Here is a 24,716-nt window from a genome sequence, read left to right on the forward strand (position 1 = left end):
AAAACGATTTAAACAAATAAATTTATGAGTGATGAAAAACCCAGAGTAACCGGGGTTGGAGGAATTTTCTTTAAAACTGAAAACCCTGATGGGATGAAGGATTGGTACAAAGAAAATTTAGGTCTTGATACCGACCAATGGGGAACCAATTTTGAGTGGTACCAAGGAGGTGACCCATCAAAAAAGGGGTTTACGCAATGGAGCCCATTTAAGGGTGATACAACACACTTTGAACCTTCGAAAAAGGAATTTATGATCAATTATAGGGTCGTTCATATTGAAAAACTTCTTGATCAATTGAAACAAAATGGTGTGACAATTTTGAATGAAATAGAGACTTTTGAATATGGGAAATTCGTGCATATTCTAGACAATGAAGGGAATAAAATTGAGTTATGGGAACCTAATGACCTAGAATATGAAAAGCTTGTTATAGGAAGAACAAAATAGTTTTAATACAGAAGAATAAAGTTATAATAATTGGATCCTCAGAAATATTTCTGACAACTATAACTGTGAGAGAGGATCAGAAGATGTTGAAATGCAGATTTGACATTATGATGATCTAATTAATATGCTTGAAATTGTCATTTCGGGATGATGAAATGAATAGGCATGATTATTAAGTCTGCTTTAAAAAGTTATAAATACGATTAAAAAACGATTAAAAATATGAAATTAGGTGCATTTTCAATTAGTTTATCGGTAAAGGACATTCATAAATCAAAAGAATTTTATGAAAAATTGGGTTTTACTTACAAAGCTGGAAATTTGGATGAAAACTGGATCGTTCTTAAAAATGAAAATGCCGTAATTGGTCTTTTTCAAGGCATGTTTCAGGATAATATTATCACTTTCAATCCAGGTTGGGATGGAGACGCTCAAAATTTGGAGGATTTTGACGATGTAAGAAGTATTCAGAAGAGATTAAAAACTGATGGGATAACATTAATCAAAGAAGCAGCTGAAACTACCACCGGGCCAGAATACATTACATTGACAGATCCAGACGGGAATAATATATTGATTGACCAACACAGATAATTTTAAGTCTAATTTAAAAATAGGAAACCATGATCAAGCAAGCATTAATCGGGGAATTTGAACATGAAGCCGAAAGCACAAGAACACTTTTATCAATGATTCCAGATAGCGCGTTAAAGTACCGTCCACAGCCGCATCTTTGGTCTGTTGCCGAATTAGCATCGCACATTGCGCAGGTGTATAATTGGTATGATGTAACTTTTAATAAAGACCGTTTTGAAATGAGCAATTACAAATACGATAAAGGTGACATCAGCAAGGCATCAAATATCTTAAGGAAATTTGAATCCAATTTAAAAGTTGCCCGAGCTGCAATTGAGAAGTCTGATGAATCTCAATATATGAATGAATGGTCGATGACCATGAACGGAAATTTAGCATTTCCTGCTATGCCTAAAATTCAAGTCATTAGAGGGTTTTTATTCAACCATTTGTATCATCACAGAGGTGAGCTCATTTCACACTTAAGAGCTACCGGAAATAAAGTGCCTTCCTTGTATGGACCTAACTATGAGGAATCGAAGGAAATGGCTCAATAATTTTTATGGACTGTATTAAATAAAATGTAGTTGGCTTTTAGAAGCAATTCGAAAAACTATCAGCAGGGGCAAAATAAGTATGCCTGAGTCGACACCTTCCATCTGCTTATTATAGGATTTTTTTTCGCATATTTAGTGTTCTAGAGGATTCTGACTAACGTTTTTTTAACTGTTTAATAATCAATTGGTTGGGAATTGATTATTTTGACTTAAAACCTGCCTAAACGTTCGCCCAAGAAGTCAATGCTTCGGAATAGGGAGGATTGACTTTAACGTATAAAAAACTTCTAAAAATAAAAATGGCAAAAAACAAAACACATGAAACGACTGAAAATGTTGAAGATTTTATTGCATCATTTGCAAACACAGAACAAAAACGGCAAGATAGCTTTGAATTGATTAAAATAATGCAAGACCTCACCGGATTTGAACCTAAAATGTGGGGGCCTTCCATTATAGGTTTTGGCTCTTATCATTATAGATACGAAAGCGGACACGAAGGAGACATGCCGCTAATTGGTTTTTCACCGCGAAAAAATGCCATTTCCTTATATGTATTTACAGGAAAAGAAGAGCACGAATATTTATTGAAAGATTTAGGCAACTTTAGAAAGGGTAAATCTTGTATTTATATAAACAAACTTTCTGATATTAACCGCGATGAGCTTAAAAAGTTGAGTAGAGAAACCATTAAATTCCTAAACTCGGAATATGGAAAAAATTCGACTTAAAGTGAATTTCATGATTACGGTTTAAATTTGGGTGTTATTAGAAAAAGAAAATCTTGCCAAGTACATTTAAAATTAAAAACCTCAATTCGATCTTCGTAATTCCTGCAATAATCACTATGTCACCGATACTTAGCAATATAAAATTAATTGTAAAATTATAAAGAAATGGGAGGTCAAGTGAGAAGATTTAAATTAGCCATTATAGGCAGTGGATCATTAGGTAGCATTATTGCAAGGGTCGTTGCCAAGGATTTAAATGAGGACTTTGAAATCTTAGGTATCTTTAGCGGTAAGTTGGAAAATGCAATAAAATTATCCAATGAAATAGGTGGGAAGGCTTATAAAACCTTAGATGAAATAATTGACGATAAACCAGATTATATTATTGAGGCTGCGTCTCCAGACGTACTTAAAGAAATTGGCATTAAAATCCTTGCGAATGGTATTGATCTAATTCCCCTGTCCGTAGGGGCTCTTGCGGACAAAGAGTTTTACCATAAAGTCCAAACAATAGCGCGTAAATACAAAAGTCGTTTATATATCCCATCTGGGGCTGTAGGTGGTTTTGATGTGTTACGAGCATCAATGGCAATGGAACATGTTGATGTTGCTATTACAACAGAAAAATCACCAAAATCATTAAATGGAGCCCCATTTTTAAACGGTAGAAAACTCTCTGAAGAAGATGTATAAGAAATATTTAGCGGCGATGCATTGGAAGCAATAGAACATTTTCCGGAAAATGTCAATGTTGCGGTAGCTACTGCCTTGGCTACAACTGGCGTTGAAAACACTAAAGTGTCCATTAGAAGTATTCCCGGTTTAAAAAGCAACAAACATAAGATTGCACTGTCAGGAGAGACAGTAAAGGTTGAGGTTATTATTGAGACAACCCCGTCAAAGGACAATCCTAAATCGAGTACACTGGCTGCCTATAGCGTAATAGGTCTGCTCAAAAACTTAGTGACTCCAATTACTTTTTAATTTTTTGAAAAAGGACGAAAAAAAAATGCCAATTTTTAAAATTAGCCCTTGTACTTTAATAGTTTTTATAATGAAGGATCGCGTTAATCAGCTTTATAAGATCAAAAAACTTGATTTCATTACAACATGATTTTTCAAACTTAATACCTGTATAAAGCATTTACCCTTGAATTTGGGTTAGGCATTTCTTCTTTATCCAATAAATAAACGGTACCACCTTTTAAAAAGGTTTTTATGGCAGCCATGTTCATTAATGAAATATGATTGTTGTTTTCTTCCCCTTCGGTAACCGTTATGACATTGTTCTCGTCTTTATATGTTCCAAAAATGTCTTCTAGGTTTTCACAAAATAAGGTTTCAATTTTGCCGTGGATTGCTGCTGGTAATATCTTACCTATCCCAATAGAGGTCTTGCCTTTACCTTGTTCATCCAAGAACTGTGCGATATCATCCTTTCGTTTTTGGTCAAATACAGGAGCCATTCGTTCCCAAGCCAATTCATGGATTTCGAAGATATCGGTGTCACTGAAATCGATGGTTAGATTTTCTTCCATGAGATTTGGATAGGTATTGACTTCTTTGTAGATATCAAAAAGAGGACTTTGAGCCGCAATTAGCAATGGTGTCGTTTTCTCCCTAAAAATAGGGGCAAGCCCGTCGTTTATGGCCCTGAAATATTTTTTAATTTCGTTCTTTCTTTTTCCGGTAGCAGCTTCCTGCCCATGATACATTGTTTGACCGGACCCTGTAGCTCCTGATCTAAATTGGAGATTCTTTTCTTCATAGTCAAAACCAACACGATCTTGTTTGGTTTCTGGGATCAAATCGTCAATAACAATTTCAGTGAAACTGTGTCTTCTACATTCGTATAATTTCACATTATCCCTATTGAGGGTTAACAAATAAAAACTGCCATCGCCAACAAACATGGGCATCAATGGTTTTAAATAGAATGAATTTGATACATAACTATACTCTTGAAAATGGACTGGAAGTGTGTAGGTTTCAAAAAAACCATCAGCAGCAAAAATAGCAAGACCATCAGATTGTTCTCGCCAAAATGAGCTATTATCGATGAGTTCCTGTATAGGTTGGGTTAACTTATTGATGCTATCGGTATTCAGCCCTTTTTGGGACAACTTATTTTTAGTCTCTTTTAATTGGTTTTTTAATAATAGTGCATCTTCTTCCTGTAAGACCTATTCACCTGCTCTATGTGTCGGAATGAAAATTGAAATACAATGGTCTTGATTTACGTCGTGTAAATCGGCAATTTCTTTTTTTAGTTAGTAATGGCATATTCTTTTTGTTTAATGATTACAGAAGTTTGGATACTTCTTTATGTATATCTTATAATATAACATTAAAATACACAGTAACAAATGATTTGGATCAGTTTATGGAAAGTGGCCTATGGGTGATTTTCCCGCGGATTTTGAATATTGATTAAAAAATAGGTTTACACCATAGGTTTAGACCGGGAGTGACCTGGGTCATTTTATATTTTAGCTATTCCTGATACATTTGAAATTGTTTCAGATGATGATTTCAATAAATCATCTTAGCACATAACCTTTTAAATTTAATGACATGATCAAGGACTATCCAAAAAATTACAACGAACTTGCCAAGTTGATGGGTGAATTGGGGACTAAGATTCCTGGCACAATGAAAGCATTTAATAATCTTCATAAAGCAGCCACAGAGGAAGGTGCTTTGACCACAAAAACCAAGGAACTTATTGCCTTGGGGATAGCAATAGCAGTAAGGTGCGACGGCTGTATTGCTTTTCACGTAAAGGATGCCTTAGGTTCAGGAGCCACATCAGAAGAAATAATGGAAACCATTGGGGTTTCCGTAATGATGGGAGGTGGACCAGCGGTAGTGTATGGATGTGAAGCCATGGAAGCGTTACGACAGTTTGCTGAATTGTAATCTTAAATGTAGGGCTTAACAAAAAATCTCCTAGTGTAAGAAACAATGCAGTTTTATAATTCCTTAAAGTAAATTTAAGCTGTCTTATAAGTTAATAGTGTGTTGCCTGGACTGAAGCAATAGTTTGATGGAAAGTTTAAGATCTATATCTAAAAATGATGTATTTCGCGATTGCTGAATCAAATATATGGTGATTGGGAGCACAGACAACTTGGTAAGAAATGCAATTGTTTGATCAGGTTTAAGACAGATTATCTTTGGTTAACGAATTGAAGCATCAAACGATTGGTTTTAAGAATTTGCTCAAAAAGATGAATATCATTTAAAATTTAGATATTGAATTGGATCTGTGAATAGTCAATCTTAAATAAATAACACCATGGAAAAATCAGTTTTATACAACTCAAATTGGGAGTTTGAATACCAACAATGGAAAAAGGAAATTACTATTTGGAAAGAGGAATTGAAAACGTTTACCATGAGATTGAGTGAGTTTATCACCCGTTGGGGAAGTAAAAGAGTTCTCGATCAGATGGGCGATTACCAGAAATTTTTTATTTTTCATAGTGGTGTTATAGAGGAGTTGTCAGAGGCTCTTGAACGCCAGAAAGAGCTTATAATGGCACAAAGTGATTCGGGCAAGATCAAACAAGATGTAGATTTGGTCAAAGTACATAAGGATTTTAGAAGCAGAATGGAAATCCAAAGAGAAATTTATGCCGAACTTAAAAAAAACGTATTCAGGTTTAGAAAAGTATTTATGGCCTTTTATCCATTATCATCCTGAGGAAAACTCCAATACAGAAACGTTGATTCAGCTTTTCTGCCAGAAGAAAGTATGGAATAGACGGATTGTTATTTCTTAGGTTTATATCCTTCTGCAGGCAGCCTATTGGCTATAGTCATGAGTGGCTTGTACTAAACAGTTACTCTGAACCCTCTATGCTTTTTTCATTAAAATCCTTCATTACAATGGTTCTGTATGGGTAAGGAATTTCAACGCCCTCTTTATCAAAACGTTTTTTAATGCTTTCCAAAACATCACATTTTAACGAAAATGAGTCTGAATGATTGCGTACCCAAGCCCAAGCCCTTATGGTTATTGAAAAATCGTTTAGCGTAGTCAATGCTGTTCTTACCAATGGTTTTCCTTCTTCTAAATCTGTTACTGAACGGGTGTCGAGAATTAATGGATGATTTTCGCATTCTTCCCGTATGATTTTTTTTGCTAAATCGATATCACTATCATAAGAAATCCCTAGTTCTATATGTTCACATAAGATGTGTTCTTCGAAATCGTAATTTATCAATTTTTCTTTATTGATAATGGCATTTGGAATGACAATCATTTTGTTTTCAAAGTTTTTAATAATAGTATGGCGCAATGTGACATCGGTTACCGTCCCCACCATAGTGTCTGAAACCTTAATCCTATCGCCAACTCTAAACGGTTTAAAGGCTATGATAAATAGGCCTCCGGTTATGTTTGACAGGCCTTCTTGTGCTGCGAAACCAACAATCAACGCCATAATGCCGGCACCTCCTAATGTGGTCTGTGCAACGCCCTTAAGCGATGGAAACGCTAATGAAGCAATTAGGGCGCCCATAATTCCGATAACAAATAAAGCAACATAACGGAAAAACTTATAATTGGTTGGGTCTTCATTTCCTTCAATTTTTTGCGAAATTTTATACTTGAACCATAAATTGCTTATCATTAATGAAATTATGGTCAGCACTGCCACGACACCTACATAGCTGAACAATTTGAAATACTCTGTTATAATGGCTTCTCTTTCATCATCGATGATGATAAAACTCAAGGCCGTTATACCGAGAAGAAACCATAGCAGTGTTAAGATGCGTTGAATTAAATGTATGGGTCTTACTGATGCTCCCGGAAGTTTTTCTTGAATTTTTTTAGTGAACCATTTGCGTAAAGCTCTGGTCAATAAATAAAGTAATACCACTATTGCGACAACAGATGCTGCATAGATAATATCGGATTGATGGGTCTCTAAAAATTTGGTCATAATTTCGATAATATTGATTATAGCAACACCTTGTTAGTTCGGAATCTTAGGTGATTGCTTTGGTCTTCGCCTTAAATTTATGATTGACAGAAAAATAATCTGGTTGTGCATCCGAATAAATTATTTAGTATATCTCTATTAGTATATCTCTAGGTGATCCCATTTCTAAGTCTTAGGACATATTTATCCATGCACAGATTTTTCCAATAATATCAAAACCGTGGAATATTTTTCAAATTTGTAGTTTTTACGTTGGAAAAGTCAAAAATAACGATTGAAAAAGTAATGCGACATGATAAAGGTCATTTCAATCGGATTTAAAGAACGATATCTTTACATTTTATTAATCTTCAGTATTCCCATGCAAAACGAAAGAACCTTTCAAGTTAAAAATTTTGGTCGTGTAATTGCTGTACGCGGTAGCGTAGTGGATATTGAATTTAAGAAAAATCTGCCTTCCATTAATATGGTTGTAAAAACGGGTAAGGACATGGATATTATTCTTGAGGTCCATATGCAACTGGATGACAAACATATTCGATGCATTGCGTTGAATCCAACCCAGGGATTGGAAAGAGGAATGAAAGCCGTTTCTACCTATGCACCTTTGAAAGTACCGGTGGGTACTGAAACATTGGGGCATATGTTTGATGTTTTTGGAAATACACTCGATAATTTCGTGTTACCACCCGATATGGAACGACGTAGCATCCAGAATCAACCACCGCCGTTGACCGAGCGGTCAACCACTTCACAGGTTTTTGAAACTGGCATTAAGGCCATTGATGTTTTACTGCCTCTTGAGCGTGGAGGAAAAGCGGGTTTGTTTGGAGGTGCCGGTGTTGGCAAAACGGTTTTATTGACCGAGCTCATCCATAATATGGTAAAAAACCACCAAGGTGTCAGTATGTTTTGTGGCATTGGCGAACGAAGTCGGGAAGGTTTGGAACTGTATCAAGAGATGAAAGAAGCAGGAGTGCTCGATGATATGGTGATGATATTTGGGCAAATGAACGAATTGCCCGGTGCTCGCTTTCGAGTTGGCCATGCGGCATTGACCATGGCTGAATATTTTAGAGACGACGAACATAAAGATGTACTATTGTTGATAGACAATGTGTTCAGGTTCATCCAGGCAGGGATGGAAGTATCCGGGCTATTGGGGCAAATGCCGAGCAGACTTGGATATCAACCCACCATGAGTACCGAACTTTCACAATTGGAAGAACGGATCGCGAATTCAAAAACAGGCGCCATTACGTCTATTCAGGCCGTCTATGTTCCCGCAGATGATTTGACGGATCCAGCTGCTGTGCATACCTTTTCACATTTGTCGGCTACCATAACCTTGTCTCGAAAAAGAGCCAGTGAAGGAATGTATCCAGCCATCGATTTGTTGCAATCGGGTTCTAAAATGGCAACGCCACACATTATTGGGGAACGCCATTATAACATTGCACAAAAAATAAGACAGACCTTGGCAGAGTATGAAGAGCTTAAGGATATTATTGCGATGTTGGGCTTGGAGCAGCTATCATTAAACGATCAAAAAACAGTCAACCGCTCCCGACGACTTGAACGCTTCCTGACACAACCCTTTTTTACAACAGAACAATTCACCCAATACAAAGGAAGAACCGTGAGCCTTAAGGATGCCTTAGACGGATGTGAACGAATTCTGAATGACGAATTCAATGACTACCCTGAAAGTGATTTTTATATGATTGGAACCATTGATGAGGTGAAAAGGAAAACAGCAGTTAACGTATAGATAGATGGATACTAAACTAATGCAGCTTAAGATTCTACTTCCCTCCGGCGTTTTTGCTGATATAAAAAACGTGAAACGCATTGTCGTGGAAACAACTGATGGGTCTTATGGAATTTTACCTCGTAGACTCGATTGTACAGCGGCATTGGTGACTGGAATCTTAACCTACGAAATTGAAGGTGAAGATGAAAAATATATTGCGGTGAATGACGGTATTTTGATAAAAGCGGGACCTAAGGTATCGATATCCGTTCGGCATGCTATCGGAAATGCACCATTAGGGAAGCTTAGGGCCATGGTGGAAAAAGAAATGGTAGAACTTGATGAACTGGAAATGACCGCTCGCAATGTGATGGCGAAGTTGGAAACTGGCTTTTTGCGTAACTTCCAAAACTTGAGAAAATAATTGTGAAAGAGGAACAACCAAATAAGAACAGCCTTTTTGGGAAAGTGGTCGGCGACAAGGAAGAACGGAAATTGCAGGCACAACGTGAAACAAAAAGCGTATGGTCCGGATTGGGTTTATTTGGAATGATCGGCTGGTCCATCGCGGTACCGATCATATTGGGAGCGGCCCTGGGGATATGGCTCGATAAAAACTTTAAAGAAGATTTTTCATGGACGCTCAGTCTTTTGGTGGCAGGATTGATGTTAGGATGTTTGATTGCGTGGAATTGGATTCAAAAGGAAAATAAGGAAATTCATAAAAAAAATAAAGATGGAGATGAATGATGTATTAAGCCTACTTCCTGCGGTGTTTGCGGGAATATTATTGGGCATTATATTTTTTGGTGGACTTTGGCTCACCGTGAATAAAGGATTGGGTTCAAAAAGAGCGACTCTGATATTTTTTGGCAGTTTGATATTAAGAATGGGAATCATCCTGATCGGGTTTTATTTCGTGGGTGGCGATAGTTGGCAGAAAATGCTGGCGTGCCTCGGGGGCTTTTTAGTAGCAAGAATTGCGATTACAAACATCACGAAAAAAATCAAGCAGACAGATCCGGTTTTCATAAAAAAAGTAGGCGATGAGAATTAGTCCTGATCAAATGGTTTTTTGGGAGTATGGGTTTATTAATATTAACCTCACCATCGTTACCACTTGGGTGCTGATGCTTCTGCTCGCACTCGGTGCGTGGCTTATCACCCGCAATTTGAAATCGGAAATTAAGACCTCTCGCTGGCAGAATGTTTTGGAGATGCTGGTCATTATGATTCGAGATCAAATTAAAGAAGTGGGATTGAAAAAACCTGAAAAATATATAGGCTTTATTGGTACCCTATTTCTTTTTATTGCGGTTTCAAATCTGTTGACCATAGTGCCATGGTATGAGGCGCCAACCGGCTCTCTTTCTACCACTGCGGCACTGGCCATATCGGTTTTTATTGCGGTTCCCGTTTTTGGAATTGCCGACGGCGGACTTAAGGGATATCTACGTTCCTATTTACAACCAAATTTCATTATGCTTCCTTTTAATATTATCAGCGAGATTTCACGAACACTGGCATTGGCGGTCAGGTTGTTTGGAAATATTATGAGTGGCGGCTTGATTGCCACAGTTTTGATCTCTATAGTTCCGTTTTTCTTTCCCATGATCATGAGCGCATTAGGCTTGTTGACGGGAATGATACAGGCTTATATTTTTGCCATTTTGGCGACGGTGTATATAGCGGCGGCTACGCAGGAGGAGAAGAGGGTGAGAGATGAGAGGGTAGAGGGAATTAGGGATTAGTGGGTAGAGGATAGAGGATAGGGGATTGATCGAAACTATAAACCCGAGACAAGAAACCTGAGACAAGAAACTTTAAACAAGAAGCAAGAACAAGAAACAAGAGTATAGAGAATAGAAAATAGAGGGATTAGTGGGTAGAGGGTAGTGAATAGACAGTAGAGAAACTATAAACCCGAGACAAGAAACCTGAGACAAGAAACTTTAAACAAGAAACAAGAACAAGAAACAAGAGTATAGAGAATAGAAAATAGAGGGATTAGTGGGTAGAGGGTAGTGAATAGACAGTAGAGAAATGAGTGATTAACGGATAATGATTGAAGATTGTTGATTTTTGAACAACGGTCAACTCTAATCAGGGATGTTCAGATAGAAAATAGAATCAGTTTGACAGTTTTCGGTTATAAAATTGTCAAAAATAAGTCAACTTTCTTCAGGCATGCTCAAACACAAGACAGATAACAGACAACCAACAACAGATAACTGACAACAGAAAAACTTAGATTTATAAAACATGGATAACGTAACAATCATCGCAGTGGCATCAATAATCACTGCAGGAATTACAACAGGAATTGGCAGTATGATGCCTGCGATAGGTGAGGGAAGAGCGGTTTCAAAAGCATTGGAATCAATTGCGCAACAGCCAGATGCCGCACCAACTATTACCAGAACCTTATTTGTGGGATTGGCAATGATTGAATCGACAGCTATTTATTGTTTTGTGCTTTCGATGATCCTCATTTTTGCGAATCCGTTTTGGAATCATTTTATAGCATAATTAGTTTATGGAAATCAACTGGTTTACAGTCATAGCACAAATAGTCAATTTTCTCATTTTGGTCTGGCTTTTAAAACGGTTTTTATACAAACCGGTATTAGACGCTATTGATGCGAGGGAAAAGAAGATCGCTTCACAACTTGAGGACGCTGCGACAAAAAAAGCAGAAGCCAAAAGAGATAAAGATCTATTCCGTCAAAAAAATGAAACTTTTGATAAAGAACGTGCAGAAAAAATGAATGAAGTCCACGAACAGATCGATTCTGAAAAGCAACGTCTTTTCGAAGAAGTGAGAAAGGAGTCAACCGTTTTGCGATCGAAATTCGAGGAGTCGCTCAAGCAACAAGAACAAGAAATAACGGATCGGCTTAAGAGAAAAACAAAGGATGCCGTTTTTGAGATTGCGAAAAAAACACTTTCAGATTTAGCCGATGTCAATCTCGAGCAACAAGTCGTTACTGTTTTTATCGAAAAAATCAGAAGTTTGGATGGGGCAGCCAAGACAAAATTTATAGATGCACTCAAGAATAATGAAGGTTCGGTTACCGTAAAAAGTGTGTTTGAGCTATCGATGGGTTCAAAACAGGAACTCGAAAAAGCGATGGAAAAAATTACGGAAAAACAAAATGATTTTCAATACCAATTGGAACCGGAATTGGTTAGTGGCATTAAGATAGAGACGGCAAGTTACCAACTGTCATGGACTATAGATTCCTATCTCGATGCCTTAAAAAAGGAGAGTATCATTTCAAAGGATAAATAAAATGCGATCAACTGATTTGGACCAAATAATAGACGATGCCTTTCATGAAATAAGCAGTAGCAAGCAAAACTATGATCCTACTATTCAATTTAGTGAAAAGGGTATCGTGAAGAATGTTTCTGCTGGGATTGCCACTGTAACGGGTTTGCCGGGAACAGGTTTTGAAGAGCTGTTGGAGTTCCCTAACAATTTATATGGCATGGCTTTTAATCTTGATGTAGATGAAATAGGCGTGGTACTTTTGGGCAGGAACGATCAACTTCAAGCTGGTGATCCTGTTTTAAGAACTCATCGGGTTGCCGATATTCCTGTAGGCGAAGGCCTTATTGGTAGGGTCGTCGATTCGCTAGGAAATCCGATGGATGATAAAGGCCCTATTTCGTTTCAACAACGGTATCCCATTGAAAGACCTGCACCGCCTATTATGAGTCGCGAAGCCGTTAATGCGCCTTTACAAACAGGGATTAAGGTTATCGATGCCATCATCCCTATTGGTCGTGGGCAACGTGAATTAATTTTTGGGGATCGGCAAACGGGGAAAACTTCTATTGCCATTGATACCATTCTCAATCAGCACGATAAAAATGTGTTGTGTGTGTACTGTGCTATTGGCCAACGTACCGCGGCCGTTGCCACAGTAATTTCAGAACTTCAAGAAAAAGGCGCCATGGAGTATACCGTGGTCGTATTTTCGGAAGGGAACAGTTCGCCTGGACTTCAATACTTAACACCTTACGCTGCTACAAGTATTGCGGAATATTTTATGGAACAGGGACGCGACGTTTTGATTGTTTATGACGATCTTACGAAGCATGCGCGAGCGTATCGTGAACTTTCACTTTTATTACGTCGACCGCCAGGTAGAGAAGCATTTCCTGGTGATATTTTTTACATCCATTCCAGACTTCTGGAAAGGTCCACCCATCTAAATAAAGCCAATGGTGATGGTTCCTTGACGGCTTTGCCCATTATAGAAACGCAAGCACAGGATATCTCGGCTTATATCCCCACAAATATCATTTCAATTACGGACGGACAGATTTACTTATCTCCAAAACTGTTCGAATTAGGACTACTTCCAGCGGTAGATATTGGAATGTCCGTATCTCGGGTAGGAGGCAAGGCACAGTTAAGAGCCTATCGAAAAATAGCGGGGAATTTGAAACTTGCCTACGCCCAATCTGAGGAATTGGAAACATTTTCACGCTTTGGCACCCGTTTGGATGCCGATACTCAAAAAATGATTGAGCGTGGAAAAAGGATCCGGATGATTTTTAAACAACCCGAAATGGAACCTGTTTCGGTGCCGGAGCAACTCTTGGTTTTGATAGCGCTTATCCATGGTGTTTTTGACACTGTACCACTGGATAAAGTGACAAAGGCAGAAACCCTGATTAAAAGGAAGTCTTCCCATTTACCCGATGAGGTTTTACGACGGATCTTTGCCTCAGAACCATTGAACGAAGTGGATGAAAGAGTTATCGTGTCTCTGGCAAAGGAAGCAATTGTAAACATTCCTGAACTCAATAGTTATGAGTGATACTTTAATCAACTTACAAAGACGACAAAAAAGTGCTGGCGATATGGCATCTGTGGTACGCACCATGAAGGCTATGGCCACTTCCAATATTACCCAATATGAAATGTCAGTACAGTCATTACAAGATTATTACCGCACCATTTCCCTTGGGATACACGCCTGTTTTAAAAAGGAAAGGATTTCGTTGATTGCAGATCATCATGATAAAAAAAACTCGAAATCCGTGGCCATCATCTTTGGATCAGATCAGGGATTGGTGGGACGATTTAACGACACAGTAAGTTCTTACGCCCAAGATATCATAAAAGAGATTCCGGGCCAAACGGAAATCTGGGTCGTTGGCGACAGAGTGTATGCCTTGCTTTTGGATGGGAATTTTTCACCCACAAAACGTTTTGGAGTTCCAAATTCTGTTTCTGCGATCACGCCTTTGGTCAATGAGATTTTAATTAAAAGTGAAGAATACCGACAGAGAGACCAGTTTTATAGTTTTTATATTTTTCACAATACCCCAATGGAAGGGGCGCATTACCGACCAGAGAGCCAACAATTGTTTCCGCCTGATAAAAAATGGGAAGAAGACATAGCGAGCATGGAATGGCCGTCGCAAAATGTACCACAAGTTATTGGAGGTACTGAAAATACTTTAAGGACGCTGATAAGCGAATATCTTTTTGTGTCCTTGTATAAGGCAAGCGCTGAGTCTTTGGCCGCCGAAAATGCCAGTAGATTGGAAGCCATGGAGCGGGCAGAAAAAAATATAGATGAGATGTTAGACGATCTGAAACGAGGATACAATCGCCTTAGACAAAGCACTATCGATGAAGAGCTTTTTGATGTGATCGCGGGGTTTGAGGCACTGAGAGAAAAGTGATGTGAGACAAATGATTGATCGTATCTACTTAATGTATGATGGTTATATATTTGGAAATTAGAGCAATCCTATCTCATTTCCACCAAATCATAAATATAACTGAAAAGGCCTTTGAAGTTTTCAAAGACCTTTTCAGTTTATAATAATTGTTAAGCTTAATATGTTTTTCATCTCGCTTTTATTTTATTGGAGATCACGAAGTTTCAATTAAACTAAAAGTCTAATGCAGGGCCACTATAAGGAACCATTCCAGCTGGTCGGTGTGTTAATCGTGCACGTCGGGCTTCCCGTTCGTTTTGAATCTCTAGTTTCTGAGCTTCCATTCTTCTCGCTGCATCCTTAATATATTGTTCGGTTTGCTCGCGAATGGTTGCTTTCAATTCTTGTTCCTGCTGTTGCTGATAAATTCTAAGATTCCTTTGGTTTTCCTCTGAACTTATCCGTTTATAGTTTTCTTGAGCAGACACTCCCATAAAAGAAAAAGCTGCAATTGACAGGCAAATAAAAATACGTTTCATTTAAATAGTTTTAAAGTTATTAATTTTTGGAACACATCTAATCAGACTAAACATCTCGGCTATTATGTTCCAATCTGTTTTTAATATACTTGATAATTAGAAGGTTAGCAATGACTTGGGTCAGTTGTATTGTTTTACAATGTCAATTGGGATGACTTATGGCTGGATGCAGTGACAAGGCCTGAATAGACTTATTTGCCTAATAAAACTTAGGATAGTGAAGGTTGAGAGCAGAATCTGAGCGATATGTCTGGGCCATTAAGAAGGAAGTTTGAAAATATAAAAAAAGTCAGATCAGTGGAGACCTTATGATTCCTTTTTCCTACTTGGTTTTATATGAATGTCTTTTTATTGAATGGTTAAGTTGTCATAATTCTAAAGATGGAACTTGCCATAATTCTTGGCATTAAAACTCATTAAAGGAATTTTACCGTAAGACTTCATTTTTTTCAAGAGATTTCGGTAAAATAGATCCGAGGCATAACTTGTACTTTCGCGCTCAAGCATCCCGATGATATCTGCATTGGTTTTGTCGGAATATGCTTTCAGTTCATTGAAAATATCATCCGAATATAAAACATCCAATTCCACCTTGGCATATTTCACATGTTTATCAATCTTTTCTTTTCTTTGTGACTTCTCTATGTCACATATGGTTTTGTCCAATGGGCAAATATGAACTATTTTGATGATAGCATCAAGAGGCTTGGCTATTGTTGCCAGTTTACAAATGGCGTCGAGATCCTCTTGTTGAAAATCGGTAGCATATACAATGGTTTTGATTGGATTATACGTCGTATCTCCTGGAATTGTCAATACGGGATAAGGTGCTTTTTCGACAAGACCTCTTGCCGTACTGCCCATGATCAGTCTTCGTAATTTGCTTGTACTATTCATCCCGGTGACGATCAGTAGCGATTGGATCTTTTCGGCTTTTGATACAATGCCATCCACTGCCGATTTGTCCTGAATGGCTTCTACAGCCACATTTAATGTTTCTATATCACCTCCTAAATGTTTATTGCAAAACTCCTCAAGCTGGTTATTATGCTTCTTAAAAACATCCTTTTCAAGATTTGGGAATGGAATTCTTGCTCTGGATTGCATAGTTGAGGGACTTTCAAAAACGTGAACTACCCATAATTTGGCTTTTAGGCTCAAACTCATATTATAAGCATATTTTAAGGCAGCGACGGAGTTTTCAGAATAATCAGTGGCGTATAAAATCGATTTCATTTTAACTTTAGTTTTAATTAAAAATCAAATTTAAGAAACGAATCGTCAAAAGGATATGATATCAATCATCTTGACTATTAATTCTTTAAATATGGTTAATTATTTGAAACGTTTCATCTTGACAATTTTTAGACTTAGGAAAACTGTTGGAAGTTGAACTGTTTTAACCATTGTAAAATGTATTTTTTTTTGGAATTGCGTATATGTTATGATAAATGCCTCCGTGCCTGTCCACAAAAATCTACTGTAATTCTTTTTCAGAGTGCCATTGAATTTCAGGTGTGTTATTTTTTATAAATTGGAAGTACAAAGTTTTCCTATTGTCGTTTTTTACTAGTAAATTCCATCTTTCTTATTAAAACAAACTGAAACAATGGACTTTTAGTCTCAAAACCAAATAAGATAACTATGATTGACAAAATAGGTATTCTCGGCTTAGGTAGAGTGGGTAGTCTTGTGGCTACCTTGTTAAGTTCGAAATATGAAGTAGAAGGTATGGATCGTCTAGAACCTGATGATTCGCTCCCTTTTAAAATTATAATAGGTGATGTTTCCAAAGATGAAACGATTCGTGAATTTCTAAAACACAAAAAAGCCGTAGTATCTTGTTTGCCTTTTTTTCTCAATGTCAACATAGCTCAAATAGCATCCGACATGGGTGTACATTACTTCGATTTAACTGAAGATGTACCCACACTGAATGCTATTCGCGAAATGTCCAAAAACAGCAAGGCTGTATTAGCTCCTCAATGCGGTTTGGCACCAGGATTTATCGGAATACTAGGTGCTGGATTGTACGCTCAGTTTTCTGAAATTCGAGCTGTAAAACTTAGAGTGGGGGCATTGCCTCTTCATCCTATGGGGCAATTGGGCTATAGTTTTACTTGGAGTGCAGAAGGAGTGATCAATGAATATCTTAATGACGCCGAAGTCATTCACAACAGTCAGCGAAAAATGGTTAGCTCCCTCGACGATGTGGAATCCATCAATATCAACGGACGCCAGTATGAGGCTTTTTCTACTTCAGGTGGGCTGGGGACTATGTGTGAAACTTTAGATGGCCAAGTAGATACCTTAAACTACAAAACCATGAGATATCCCGGACATCGAAATGCCATGAAATTGTTGCTTTATGATCTACAGTTAAAAAACGACCGAAAATTGGCGAAGGAAATTTTGAACAATGCCTTGCCGCTGGTCGATGATGATATCGTTTTGATTTATGCCGCTGTGGAAGGAAAGATAAATGGCGACTTGAGAAGAAAGGAATTTAGCGAATCTTACCGAAACATTACTTTGGATGGTAAGGATTGGCGGGCTATAAGTTGGACTACGGCTTGCAGCATTTCAGCTGTCGTAGACCTTGTTTCTGAAGGGAAATTAAAAAGCAAAGGTTTTATTAAACAGGAAGAGATTCCGCTGGATATGTTTCTACAATCGCATTTCGGATCGATGTATGAGACTTATAAAGACCCTAAATAAATTGAGGAAAGTGTTTTAAAAATGCTTTCCAATAGTTCCAAAAACAAAAACATGAATATAATCTCTTGGAATATTAACGGTATACGTGCAATCACACAAAAGGACTTTTTTGAGGATCTATCAGAAATGGATCCATACGTATTATGTCTTCAAGAAACAAAAGCGCAAGATGAGGAAGTAGAAAAAGCTTTATCCCAATTGACCGATTATCATCACTATTATAATTCTGCCGATAGAAGAGGTTACTCCGGAGTTGCTGTGCTATCCAAAGTAAAACCTATAGCTGTTACCAATGACATGGGGATAGAGGAGCATGATCAAGAAGGTCGCGTGATATGTGCTGAGTTTGATACTTTTTATTTGGTCAATGTCTATGTCCCCAATTCTGGACAAGAATTGGTCAGGTTAGATTATAGGCAGCAATGGGATACAGATTTTAGAAATTATCTGATGCGTTTGAAAGAAACTAAACCGGTGATTCTATGTGGCGACTTAAATGTAGCGCATCAAGCCATCGACCTTAAAAACGACAAAGCCAATTACAATAAAACTGCAGGGTATACCCAAGTTGAAATTGACGGAATGGACCATCTTCTTGATTCTGGGTTTGTGGATTCGTGGAGACATTTTCATCCGGATACAGTGGCCTATACCTATTGGAGTTATCGATTTAAAGCTCGCGAACGCAACACGGGATGGCGAATCGATTATTTTTTGGTCAGTAATTCCTTATTGGATAAAGTTAAGAACGTTGAGATTTTATCCGACTATTATGGCTCCGACCATTGTCCTATTCAGTTGACGCTTGAAGTGTAAGATGTTGTGCTAATATTCTCAAAAAGGGTTTGAAAATATTCAAATATCAGAAAACCAGTTTGGACTCATAACTCTATTATTTTTTCAATCATAAATGAGATATGCTTGACCGGATGTCTCTTCCTCTCAAAGGTCAAAGCGCTATCAATTAGCACCTTCTTAGGTAAAATACCGACTATGAGTGTCACATAAATACTCCTAAAAATCGATATCGGCGTTATACCTTATGGAAATAAACACGATATTAAAAGATTAAATTGATAAAATCTTTTGGCTGAGGCATTGAAAGCAAAGTGATGATGGGTCAGATCAACCCTTGCATATTTCGAAAATCAGGTAGCAGACTGACCTTGGTCATTGCAAAATTGGAAACAAAACCATAGGTTTATCAGTTAAGTCTATACACAAACACATTAAAAAGAATAAAAAGATATGAAAGCAGTCATTACAACGGAAAAAATACCTATAAAACTATGGTTGGAAGAAGAACAGGTGGAAGAAGGAGCCTTAGACCAAGCCCGTGATCTTGCAAATCTACCTTTTGCCTTTAAGCATATTGCCATCATGCCCGATACCCATTTAGGGTACGGTATGCCTATTGGTGCTATTTTGGCCACCAAAGGAGCAGTGGTCCCGAATGCTGTTGGAGTAGATATTGGCTGCGGGATGTGTTCCTTACGAACAAATCTGACAGATATTGAAACAGCTGATTTAAAAGAAATCATGTCCATTATTCGAGAGACCGTCCCAGTGGGATTCAATCATCATGAGAGTCCCCAAGATGAATCTTGGATGCCTGAGAAAAAAGGTAATTTGCCCATAGTGGAGCAGGAATATAAAAGTGCCCTTCATCAGGTTGGTACTTTAGGTGGAGGAAACCACTTTATCGAAATACAAAAAGGGTCTGATGGATACATTTGGATCATGATCCACTCAGGTTCGAGAAACATCGGTTTTACCGTGGCCAACCACTATAATAATATTGCCAAAGAGAAAAATAAAGCCTTGGAGTTACGAGTTCCGAAAGACTTGGCATTTATTCCAGAAGATTCTGAGTATTTCGATCTTTATTGGAATGAAATGAACTACTGCGTCGAATTTGCATTGGCCAATAGGAAGTTGATGATGGAACGGACAAAATCGGCTTTTAAAGAGATTATCCCTGAGGTGGAATTTTCCCATTTTATTAATAAACCCCACAACTTTGCTGCTTTGGAAGAGCACTTTGGTGAAGAGGTGATTGTACATCGAAAAGGGGCCACCCGGGCCAGAAAAGGTGAATGGGGTATGATCCCTGGATCACAGGGCACCCAATCCTTTCTCGTAAAGGGGAAGGGAAATGTTAATTCGTTTGAATCGTGTTCCCACGGAGCAGGACGAGTCATGAGTAGGGCAGCAGCGCGTAGAAACCTTGACCTCAAAGAAGAAAGAAAAATCCTTACGGACCAAGGGATACTACATGCCATCCGCCACAAAGGGGATTTAGACGAAGCTCCGAGCTCATACAAAGATATAGATGAGGTCATGGCAAATCAAGAGGCTTTGGTGGAGGTGCAAATCAAATTACAACCCCTAGCTGTTATCAAGGGGTGATATAGAAACACCCATCGATTTCTTAACTCCCCGAGACTCTCTCGTTTAGTTTTTTTTAATTTGAATACCTCGTGGGCTCTACCTGTCCGTGTTGCTTGGAAGGCCCCGGGGTCGTTTATTGGACGTGACCTGGGTCATTTCAAATAAGGAGATTTCATCATAACTTAGATATTTTAAAGAATAACTTAAAACATAAAAAATCATGAAAAATTGTAATGGAAAATTAATGCTCGCACTTTTAACAGGTGCAACACTCGGTGCTGGACTTGGAATTCTTTTTGCGCCATATAAAGGCAGTAAAACCAGAAGAAAAATAAAAAGGTCAGTTACAGATGCTTCTCAGAACGTTTCGGAATTTGTAAAAGACGCCAAGGACGCGCTTATCTAAAATGCAGATGTTAAGTAGACGATAAGTTTTGGAAAAACCCCTAAAGAAAGACCTTAAAACATAGAAATATGTTTTAAGGTCTTTTTCTATAATATTAATTCCATTAATATCACTTTAGATTAAAATACGTTGGTTTTTTACGCCAATTAGTGCTTTTGCCACGTGCTGCCACACAGTTGGATAGGCTACCCTGACCATGAGTTCTTGTACGGCAACCAAATGATTGGAAACCTGAGTTTGATATCATGCGCAATTAAAATTTTTAGAAAAGCAAAATATGAATTTATATCCTACAGCCGCTATGAATGCGCTGAAGCTGATTAGAGTGAATAAGACAATTTATTATTCAAACTTAGGACATTCTTGACTTTAATATGGCTTTTACTTCTGCATCGTCAACCTGTTCAAAGTCTTCATAGAACTGACCAACAGACATAAAATTAGCCGGAGCCGAAAGACAAATAACTTCATCAATATAAAGTGAGTCTTGAAGCTTTTGTAACGTGCTTTTAGGAGACACGGGAATGGCCACGATTATTTTTTCAGGTTGCTCTGCATGCAACATTTCTATGGTTGACATGATGGTGTTGCCAGTCGCAATGCCATCATCTACAATAATTAAAATCTTATCTTTTAATTTAAGCGGTGCTTTTTTGCCATAATAATCTTGATAACGTTCGGAAAGTAAGGCTCTGATTTCTTTGGTTTCTTTCTCAATATAACCGTCAGAGACTTGAGAGGCAGAATCACTTAAAACCCGACTTCCCAAGGTCACTGCGCCAATGGCGAATTCTTTGTGAAGCGGATGCCCTATTTTTTTGGAAAGCACCACCTCTAAGGGTAATTTAAGTTGATTTGCAACAACATTTCCCATGGGTACTCCACCTCGTGGAATAGCCAAGATTATGGCGTTCTTGTTTTTATAGGTTGCAAGTTTTTCTGCTAACAAATTGGCAGCTTCAATTCTATCTTTAAATTTCATTGCGTTTATTTTTTACATAGTTTGTAAACCAATCGTAGGTTAATTTTGTCACGAATAGCGACTTGCCTGGTTTGGAAAATAGAGATGTTATATCTTTAATGATGATATTATATGTGGACCTATTTATTGGTCTGAAAGGTTTATGGCTGACATCTATCAGAGGGATTTGTGCTTTTGATCGACAATCCTGAGATCAACAATAAAACTCCATAAACTTTATTAACTTCTTTATTTTCAATAATTTTAATTGGTTAAGTTATATTGAAAATAAATTAGGCCAAATGATTTGGGTCAGACATTTCGATAAACGTCATGCTGGTTCTAATGCCATTGAACATCATTTTTTATGCGCAAATCCTGATAATACCTACTTAAAATTTAATAGGTGGTTTATAGATTTTCATTGAATTCCAACTGTGGCAATAAGGCTCCTTTTTTGTTTTGGATCCGCTGCATTTTGCACAGAATCTGATCCAACATTTTAACGGTTTGTTCTAAATACGGGCCTTTGTTCAACATGACGCAGGTGGCGCGTTGTGCCATTGCCGCATCGGTGATTTCTGCCCTGGTGGGAATCCCTTTTTTTGTCAAATTCTCCAAAACCTGCGTAGCCCAAATATCTGGTAAATGTGCGGCATCGCAAATTTGTATTATTTCTTCTTGGATGATGGCAAAATTTTTCCAACCGGTTTCAATGGCCAAATCGCCTCGGGCAATCATGACTCCGATAGGATAGTTTTCCATGGCTTTTAACAGAATACTTGGCAGATTCCTAAAGGCTTCTGATGTCTCAATTTTTAAGACTATGCCAAGATTGGCATTCAGTTTTTTCAATTCTTCCAATAAAGCGGCGACATCCTCTTTATTGTTTACAAACGAAAAATTGACGATATCAGCGTTTTTCGCTATAAATTTTAAATCTTTTTTGTCCTTATCGGTCAGGCCGCTAAAATCGATTTTACTGGAAGGTAGGTTTATCCCTTTATCGGCTCTGAGTTTGCCACCTTTCTTTTTTGCGTTGGTGATTTCAATAATCAGATATTTAGGATGGGTCTCTATGACCGTGCCTCCAATCTTGCCATCATCAAAAAAGATGGGATCTCCAACCTGTACATTGTTCAGAAATTCGGGTGAAGTACTTGAAATATGGGCTATTTCAACAATATTGCCATCATCGTCAAGGACAGCTGGATTTCCTGAGATGGGCTCTTTATCGAGTCTCAGCAGATCGCCATTGGACAGGAAGATGATAGCTTCCAATGGTTCCAAATCGTGAACACTGTGGACCTCAAAGGTGGTGTTTTTCTCAAAAAACACATTTAATACGGTTTCAATGGTTACAAAGGCCGACTTGTTGCATAAACCCCAAATGCCGTTGTTTTCTTTCTCGTCAATAATGATCTTACGTTTTTTTCCTCGTGCATCCTTAAAGACAATCGTGCTGCCTTTTTCACTTTTATTGATCCATTTCTCGTTAACAGTAATGACCGCATCTACTTGCTTGTCCTTTGGTGGTTCAATTCCTTTTGGAGCCAACCAGACCCTTGCAGGCGCTACTAATTTGCCCAACATGTTCCGCTTCGGTCTTATGTGAATTACCTTGGCTCCGGGCGTTATTTTGCCCGTTCTTATTTTTAGACCTGCAAGATCCATCGCAATCTTACATTCGTTTTCAACCTCTTTAATATTGTTTATGATTTGTTTCCAAACAATCTCATCATCATGTGCACAATTGATTCTGGCACAATCCATACCCAGTTTCAACAAGGATTCAACAAAGTTTTTATCAGTTGCGGCCTCAGTTGGCTGGGTTATCATAATGGCCGTCTCCCTTTTGTTCTTTATCGTTCCGAAAATCACTTGACTATTGCGATGCTGAATGATCTTTGCTTCCTTGTTCGTGAGATGGATGTCCTCATGAGCGGGTGGATCAATGTTCAATAAACTATTAAGGATGGTTTTGAAATTCAGTAATCTGTGATAAATGCTATTTTTGGATTCTGGAGAGATTGGCAAACCAATTTCATCCAATTTTTCCTGTAAGTCGCTGATGTCAAAAGAGCGCAGGGCAAGGTAATGAATCAGATTCCTGGCACTTTGGGTGTAATTTGGATGCACATTGTCCAATTGGACTTTGTATTTTGATTCAAATTCCAAAATTTTATCAATTACCGAATCAATGACTCCTGATATTACTTGCAATTTCTTTTCTGGGTAGTGCATAATTGGAAAGTATTGGGTTTATTACTGATTGTTAGAAAATAAATGATGGCAAATGACGTCTATATGTTTCTGATTTAGCATAAGAATGATATGTGAATACCACAGGTTTTCACGTCCTTAAATCTTTACAGCATTTTCTATATGTGCAAAGCATAATTAAACCTATCAACTGGAATTGAAATTCCATTATTATGTTTAGCTTTCACAGAATGTTCAAATCAAGACATTTTGTGCTCTGAAATACTGTTTTATGGGATTATCCATCAATTTCGTTATCATATTGCCTTGCCAAGCTTTCTGAAATGTAATTTTTGAATGTGTTTGACAATTCTTTTTGCCCTGGTTGATCATTCTCATGCCAAATGAAGCAAAATTATGAATAAACCCAAGGAGTTAGCATGACTTTGCTCAGTATTTATAACTTTAAAATGAGGTTATTTGATATTTGGATCAATAACCGCTTTTATTGAATCGCATGGAATTCGATTTAGCCCAGTTAGGCTGTTCTGAACAATAGCATTTACCAATTACGGTACTAGTTTGCGTCCGTGAATAATCAATTTTGGTGTTTCTCAAGAACAGGGGCATAGGTCTGCTATTATGATGAATATCATATTAAATGAAAGGCAAACCTTTTAACTTTACAGGAAAGACTAATTGGCCATCATTCGGCGCTTTAGTTGAGAGACTTGTGGTTGATAGCGTTACGATGAGATTTCATAAATCACGTGGCGCAATTATGCCTGTCTGATT

Annotated in this window: 27 protein-coding genes; 21 read left to right on the forward strand and 6 right to left on the reverse strand. The window is 37.8% G+C overall.

Going from position 1 to position 24,716, the window contains the following annotated elements:
• Positions 1 to 24 precede the first annotated feature (24 nt).
• The 6 genes from G6N06_RS11720 (at position 25) to G6N06_RS11745 (ending at position 3,298) form a co-directional block, all read left to right on the forward strand.
• Entirely contained in the window at positions 25 to 450 is a 426-nt protein-coding gene (locus G6N06_RS11720) for a VOC family protein (protein WP_163516935.1), read from the forward strand.
• 222 nt (positions 451 to 672) lie between these two features.
• Positions 673 to 1,044 (forward strand): VOC family protein, encoded by a 372-nt coding sequence (locus G6N06_RS11725; protein ID WP_163516936.1) that lies wholly within the window; start codon positions 673 to 675, stop codon positions 1,042 to 1,044.
• Between the two features lie 29 nt (positions 1,045 to 1,073).
• Complete coding sequence (locus G6N06_RS11730) at positions 1,074 to 1,583, forward strand: DinB family protein (RefSeq protein ID WP_163516937.1); 510 nt, start codon at positions 1,074 to 1,076, stop codon at positions 1,581 to 1,583.
• A 299-nt stretch (positions 1,584 to 1,882) separates the two neighbouring features.
• Positions 1,883 to 2,314: a DUF1801 domain-containing protein gene (locus G6N06_RS11735; protein ID WP_163516938.1), complete on the forward strand. Its 432-nt coding sequence runs from the start codon at positions 1,883 to 1,885 to the stop codon at positions 2,312 to 2,314.
• Positions 2,315 to 2,491: 177 nt separating this feature from the next.
• Positions 2,492 to 3,007, forward strand: coding sequence for a Gfo/Idh/MocA family oxidoreductase (locus G6N06_RS11740; protein ID WP_163516939.1), 516 nt, complete (start codon positions 2,492 to 2,494; stop codon positions 3,005 to 3,007).
• 3 nt (positions 3,008 to 3,010) lie between these two features.
• On the forward strand, positions 3,011 to 3,298 hold the full coding sequence (locus G6N06_RS11745) for an aspartate dehydrogenase domain-containing protein (RefSeq protein WP_262890115.1): 288 nt from the start codon (positions 3,011 to 3,013) through the stop codon (positions 3,296 to 3,298).
• A gap of 140 nt (positions 3,299 to 3,438) precedes the next feature.
• Here the strand turns inward: G6N06_RS11745 and G6N06_RS11750 are convergent, their stop codons facing one another.
• Positions 3,439 to 4,437, reverse strand: a complete 999-nt coding sequence (locus tag G6N06_RS11750; protein ID WP_163516941.1) for a baeRF7 domain-containing protein — start codon at positions 4,435 to 4,437, stop codon at positions 3,439 to 3,441.
• A 451-nt stretch (positions 4,438 to 4,888) separates the two neighbouring features.
• Here G6N06_RS11750 and G6N06_RS11755 point away from each other — a divergent pair, with 451 nt between their 5' ends.
• Together G6N06_RS11755 and G6N06_RS11760 are read left to right on the forward strand one after the other, a co-directional pair.
• A complete protein-coding gene (locus tag G6N06_RS11755; protein ID WP_163516942.1) occupies positions 4,889 to 5,233 on the forward strand; it encodes a carboxymuconolactone decarboxylase family protein in 345 nt (114 codons plus the stop codon).
• A 379-nt stretch (positions 5,234 to 5,612) separates the two neighbouring features.
• The gene (locus tag G6N06_RS11760; protein WP_163516943.1) at positions 5,613 to 6,020 is read left to right on the forward strand and encodes a hypothetical protein; all 408 of its coding nucleotides are present in this window, start codon (positions 5,613 to 5,615) and stop codon (positions 6,018 to 6,020) included.
• 139 nt (positions 6,021 to 6,159) lie between these two features.
• On the opposite strand, the gene G6N06_RS11765 is transcribed toward G6N06_RS11760, so the two are convergent.
• Positions 6,160 to 7,266 (reverse strand): mechanosensitive ion channel family protein, encoded by a 1,107-nt coding sequence (locus tag G6N06_RS11765; RefSeq protein ID WP_163516944.1) that lies wholly within the window; start codon positions 7,264 to 7,266, stop codon positions 6,160 to 6,162.
• A gap of 361 nt (positions 7,267 to 7,627) precedes the next feature.
• Between G6N06_RS11765 and atpD the strand changes: the two genes are divergently transcribed.
• From atpD to G6N06_RS11810, 9 genes are all read left to right on the forward strand, one after another.
• Entirely contained in the window at positions 7,628 to 9,037 is a 1,410-nt protein-coding gene (gene atpD / locus G6N06_RS11770; protein WP_163516945.1) for a F0F1 ATP synthase subunit beta, read from the forward strand.
• A gap of 4 nt (positions 9,038 to 9,041) precedes the next feature.
• Positions 9,042 to 9,443, forward strand: coding sequence for a F0F1 ATP synthase subunit epsilon (locus G6N06_RS11775; RefSeq protein ID WP_163516946.1), 402 nt, complete (start codon positions 9,042 to 9,044; stop codon positions 9,441 to 9,443).
• Between the two features lie 2 nt (positions 9,444 to 9,445).
• A complete protein-coding gene (locus G6N06_RS11780; RefSeq protein ID WP_240338049.1) occupies positions 9,446 to 9,769 on the forward strand; it encodes an AtpZ/AtpI family protein in 324 nt (107 codons plus the stop codon).
• Complete coding sequence (locus G6N06_RS11785) at positions 9,762 to 10,076, forward strand: ATP synthase subunit I (RefSeq protein WP_163516947.1); 315 nt, start codon at positions 9,762 to 9,764, stop codon at positions 10,074 to 10,076. The genes G6N06_RS11780 and G6N06_RS11785 overlap by 8 nt, the downstream gene beginning before the upstream one ends.
• On the forward strand, positions 10,066 to 10,770 hold the full coding sequence (locus tag G6N06_RS11790) for a F0F1 ATP synthase subunit A (RefSeq protein ID WP_163516948.1): 705 nt from the start codon (positions 10,066 to 10,068) through the stop codon (positions 10,768 to 10,770). Before G6N06_RS11785 ends, G6N06_RS11790 begins: the two co-directional genes overlap by 11 nt.
• A 511-nt stretch (positions 10,771 to 11,281) precedes the next feature.
• Positions 11,282 to 11,548, forward strand: coding sequence for a F0F1 ATP synthase subunit C (locus G6N06_RS11795; protein ID WP_163516949.1), 267 nt, complete (start codon positions 11,282 to 11,284; stop codon positions 11,546 to 11,548).
• Positions 11,549 to 11,555: 7 nt separating this feature from the next.
• Complete coding sequence (locus G6N06_RS11800) at positions 11,556 to 12,311, forward strand: F0F1 ATP synthase subunit delta (protein WP_163516950.1); 756 nt, start codon at positions 11,556 to 11,558, stop codon at positions 12,309 to 12,311.
• Between the two features lies 1 nt (position 12,312).
• Positions 12,313 to 13,851 carry an alternate F1F0 ATPase, F1 subunit alpha gene (locus G6N06_RS11805; RefSeq protein ID WP_163516951.1) on the forward strand — a complete coding sequence of 513 codons (1,539 nt, stop codon included), beginning with the start codon at positions 12,313 to 12,315 and terminating at the stop codon, positions 13,849 to 13,851.
• Complete coding sequence (locus tag G6N06_RS11810; RefSeq protein WP_163516952.1) at positions 13,844 to 14,725, forward strand: F0F1 ATP synthase subunit gamma; 882 nt, start codon at positions 13,844 to 13,846, stop codon at positions 14,723 to 14,725. Before G6N06_RS11805 ends, G6N06_RS11810 begins: the two co-directional genes overlap by 8 nt.
• A 212-nt stretch (positions 14,726 to 14,937) precedes the next feature.
• Here G6N06_RS11810 and G6N06_RS11815 read toward each other — a convergent pair whose 3' ends face one another.
• Positions 14,938 to 15,243 (reverse strand): hypothetical protein, encoded by a 306-nt coding sequence (locus tag G6N06_RS11815; protein WP_163516953.1) that lies wholly within the window; start codon positions 15,241 to 15,243, stop codon positions 14,938 to 14,940.
• Between the two features lie 375 nt (positions 15,244 to 15,618).
• Positions 15,619 to 16,479 (reverse strand): universal stress protein, encoded by an 861-nt coding sequence (locus G6N06_RS11820; protein WP_163516954.1) that lies wholly within the window; start codon positions 16,477 to 16,479, stop codon positions 15,619 to 15,621.
• A 408-nt stretch (positions 16,480 to 16,887) separates the two neighbouring features.
• On the opposite strand from G6N06_RS11820, the gene G6N06_RS11825 reads away from it, so the two are divergent.
• The 4 genes from G6N06_RS11825 (at position 16,888) to G6N06_RS11840 (ending at position 20,758) form a co-directional block, all read left to right on the forward strand.
• Positions 16,888 to 17,961 carry a saccharopine dehydrogenase family protein gene (locus G6N06_RS11825; RefSeq protein ID WP_240338050.1) on the forward strand — a complete coding sequence of 358 codons (1,074 nt, stop codon included), beginning with the start codon at positions 16,888 to 16,890 and terminating at the stop codon, positions 17,959 to 17,961.
• 51 nt (positions 17,962 to 18,012) lie between these two features.
• Positions 18,013 to 18,777 carry an exodeoxyribonuclease III gene (locus tag G6N06_RS11830; RefSeq protein ID WP_163516955.1) on the forward strand — a complete coding sequence of 255 codons (765 nt, stop codon included), beginning with the start codon at positions 18,013 to 18,015 and terminating at the stop codon, positions 18,775 to 18,777.
• A 432-nt stretch (positions 18,778 to 19,209) separates the two neighbouring features.
• Positions 19,210 to 20,370 carry an RtcB family protein gene (locus G6N06_RS11835; protein WP_163516956.1) on the forward strand — a complete coding sequence of 387 codons (1,161 nt, stop codon included), beginning with the start codon at positions 19,210 to 19,212 and terminating at the stop codon, positions 20,368 to 20,370.
• A gap of 202 nt (positions 20,371 to 20,572) precedes the next feature.
• On the forward strand, positions 20,573 to 20,758 hold the full coding sequence (locus tag G6N06_RS11840) for a YtxH domain-containing protein (RefSeq protein ID WP_163516957.1): 186 nt from the start codon (positions 20,573 to 20,575) through the stop codon (positions 20,756 to 20,758).
• 352 nt (positions 20,759 to 21,110) lie between these two features.
• Here the strand turns inward: G6N06_RS11840 and G6N06_RS11845 are convergent, their stop codons facing one another.
• Together G6N06_RS11845 and G6N06_RS11850 are read right to left on the reverse strand one after the other, a co-directional pair.
• On the reverse strand, positions 21,111 to 21,740 hold the full coding sequence (locus tag G6N06_RS11845) for a phosphoribosyltransferase (protein WP_163516958.1): 630 nt from the start codon (positions 21,738 to 21,740) through the stop codon (positions 21,111 to 21,113).
• 390 nt (positions 21,741 to 22,130) lie between these two features.
• Positions 22,131 to 23,963 carry a pyruvate kinase gene (locus G6N06_RS11850; protein WP_163516959.1) on the reverse strand — a complete coding sequence of 611 codons (1,833 nt, stop codon included), beginning with the start codon at positions 23,961 to 23,963 and terminating at the stop codon, positions 22,131 to 22,133.
• Positions 23,964 to 24,716: the final 753 nt, after the last annotated feature.

Source organism: Gelidibacter japonicus (assembly GCF_010725055.1).
Lineage (GTDB): Bacteria > Bacteroidota > Bacteroidia > Flavobacteriales > Flavobacteriaceae > Gelidibacter > Gelidibacter japonicus.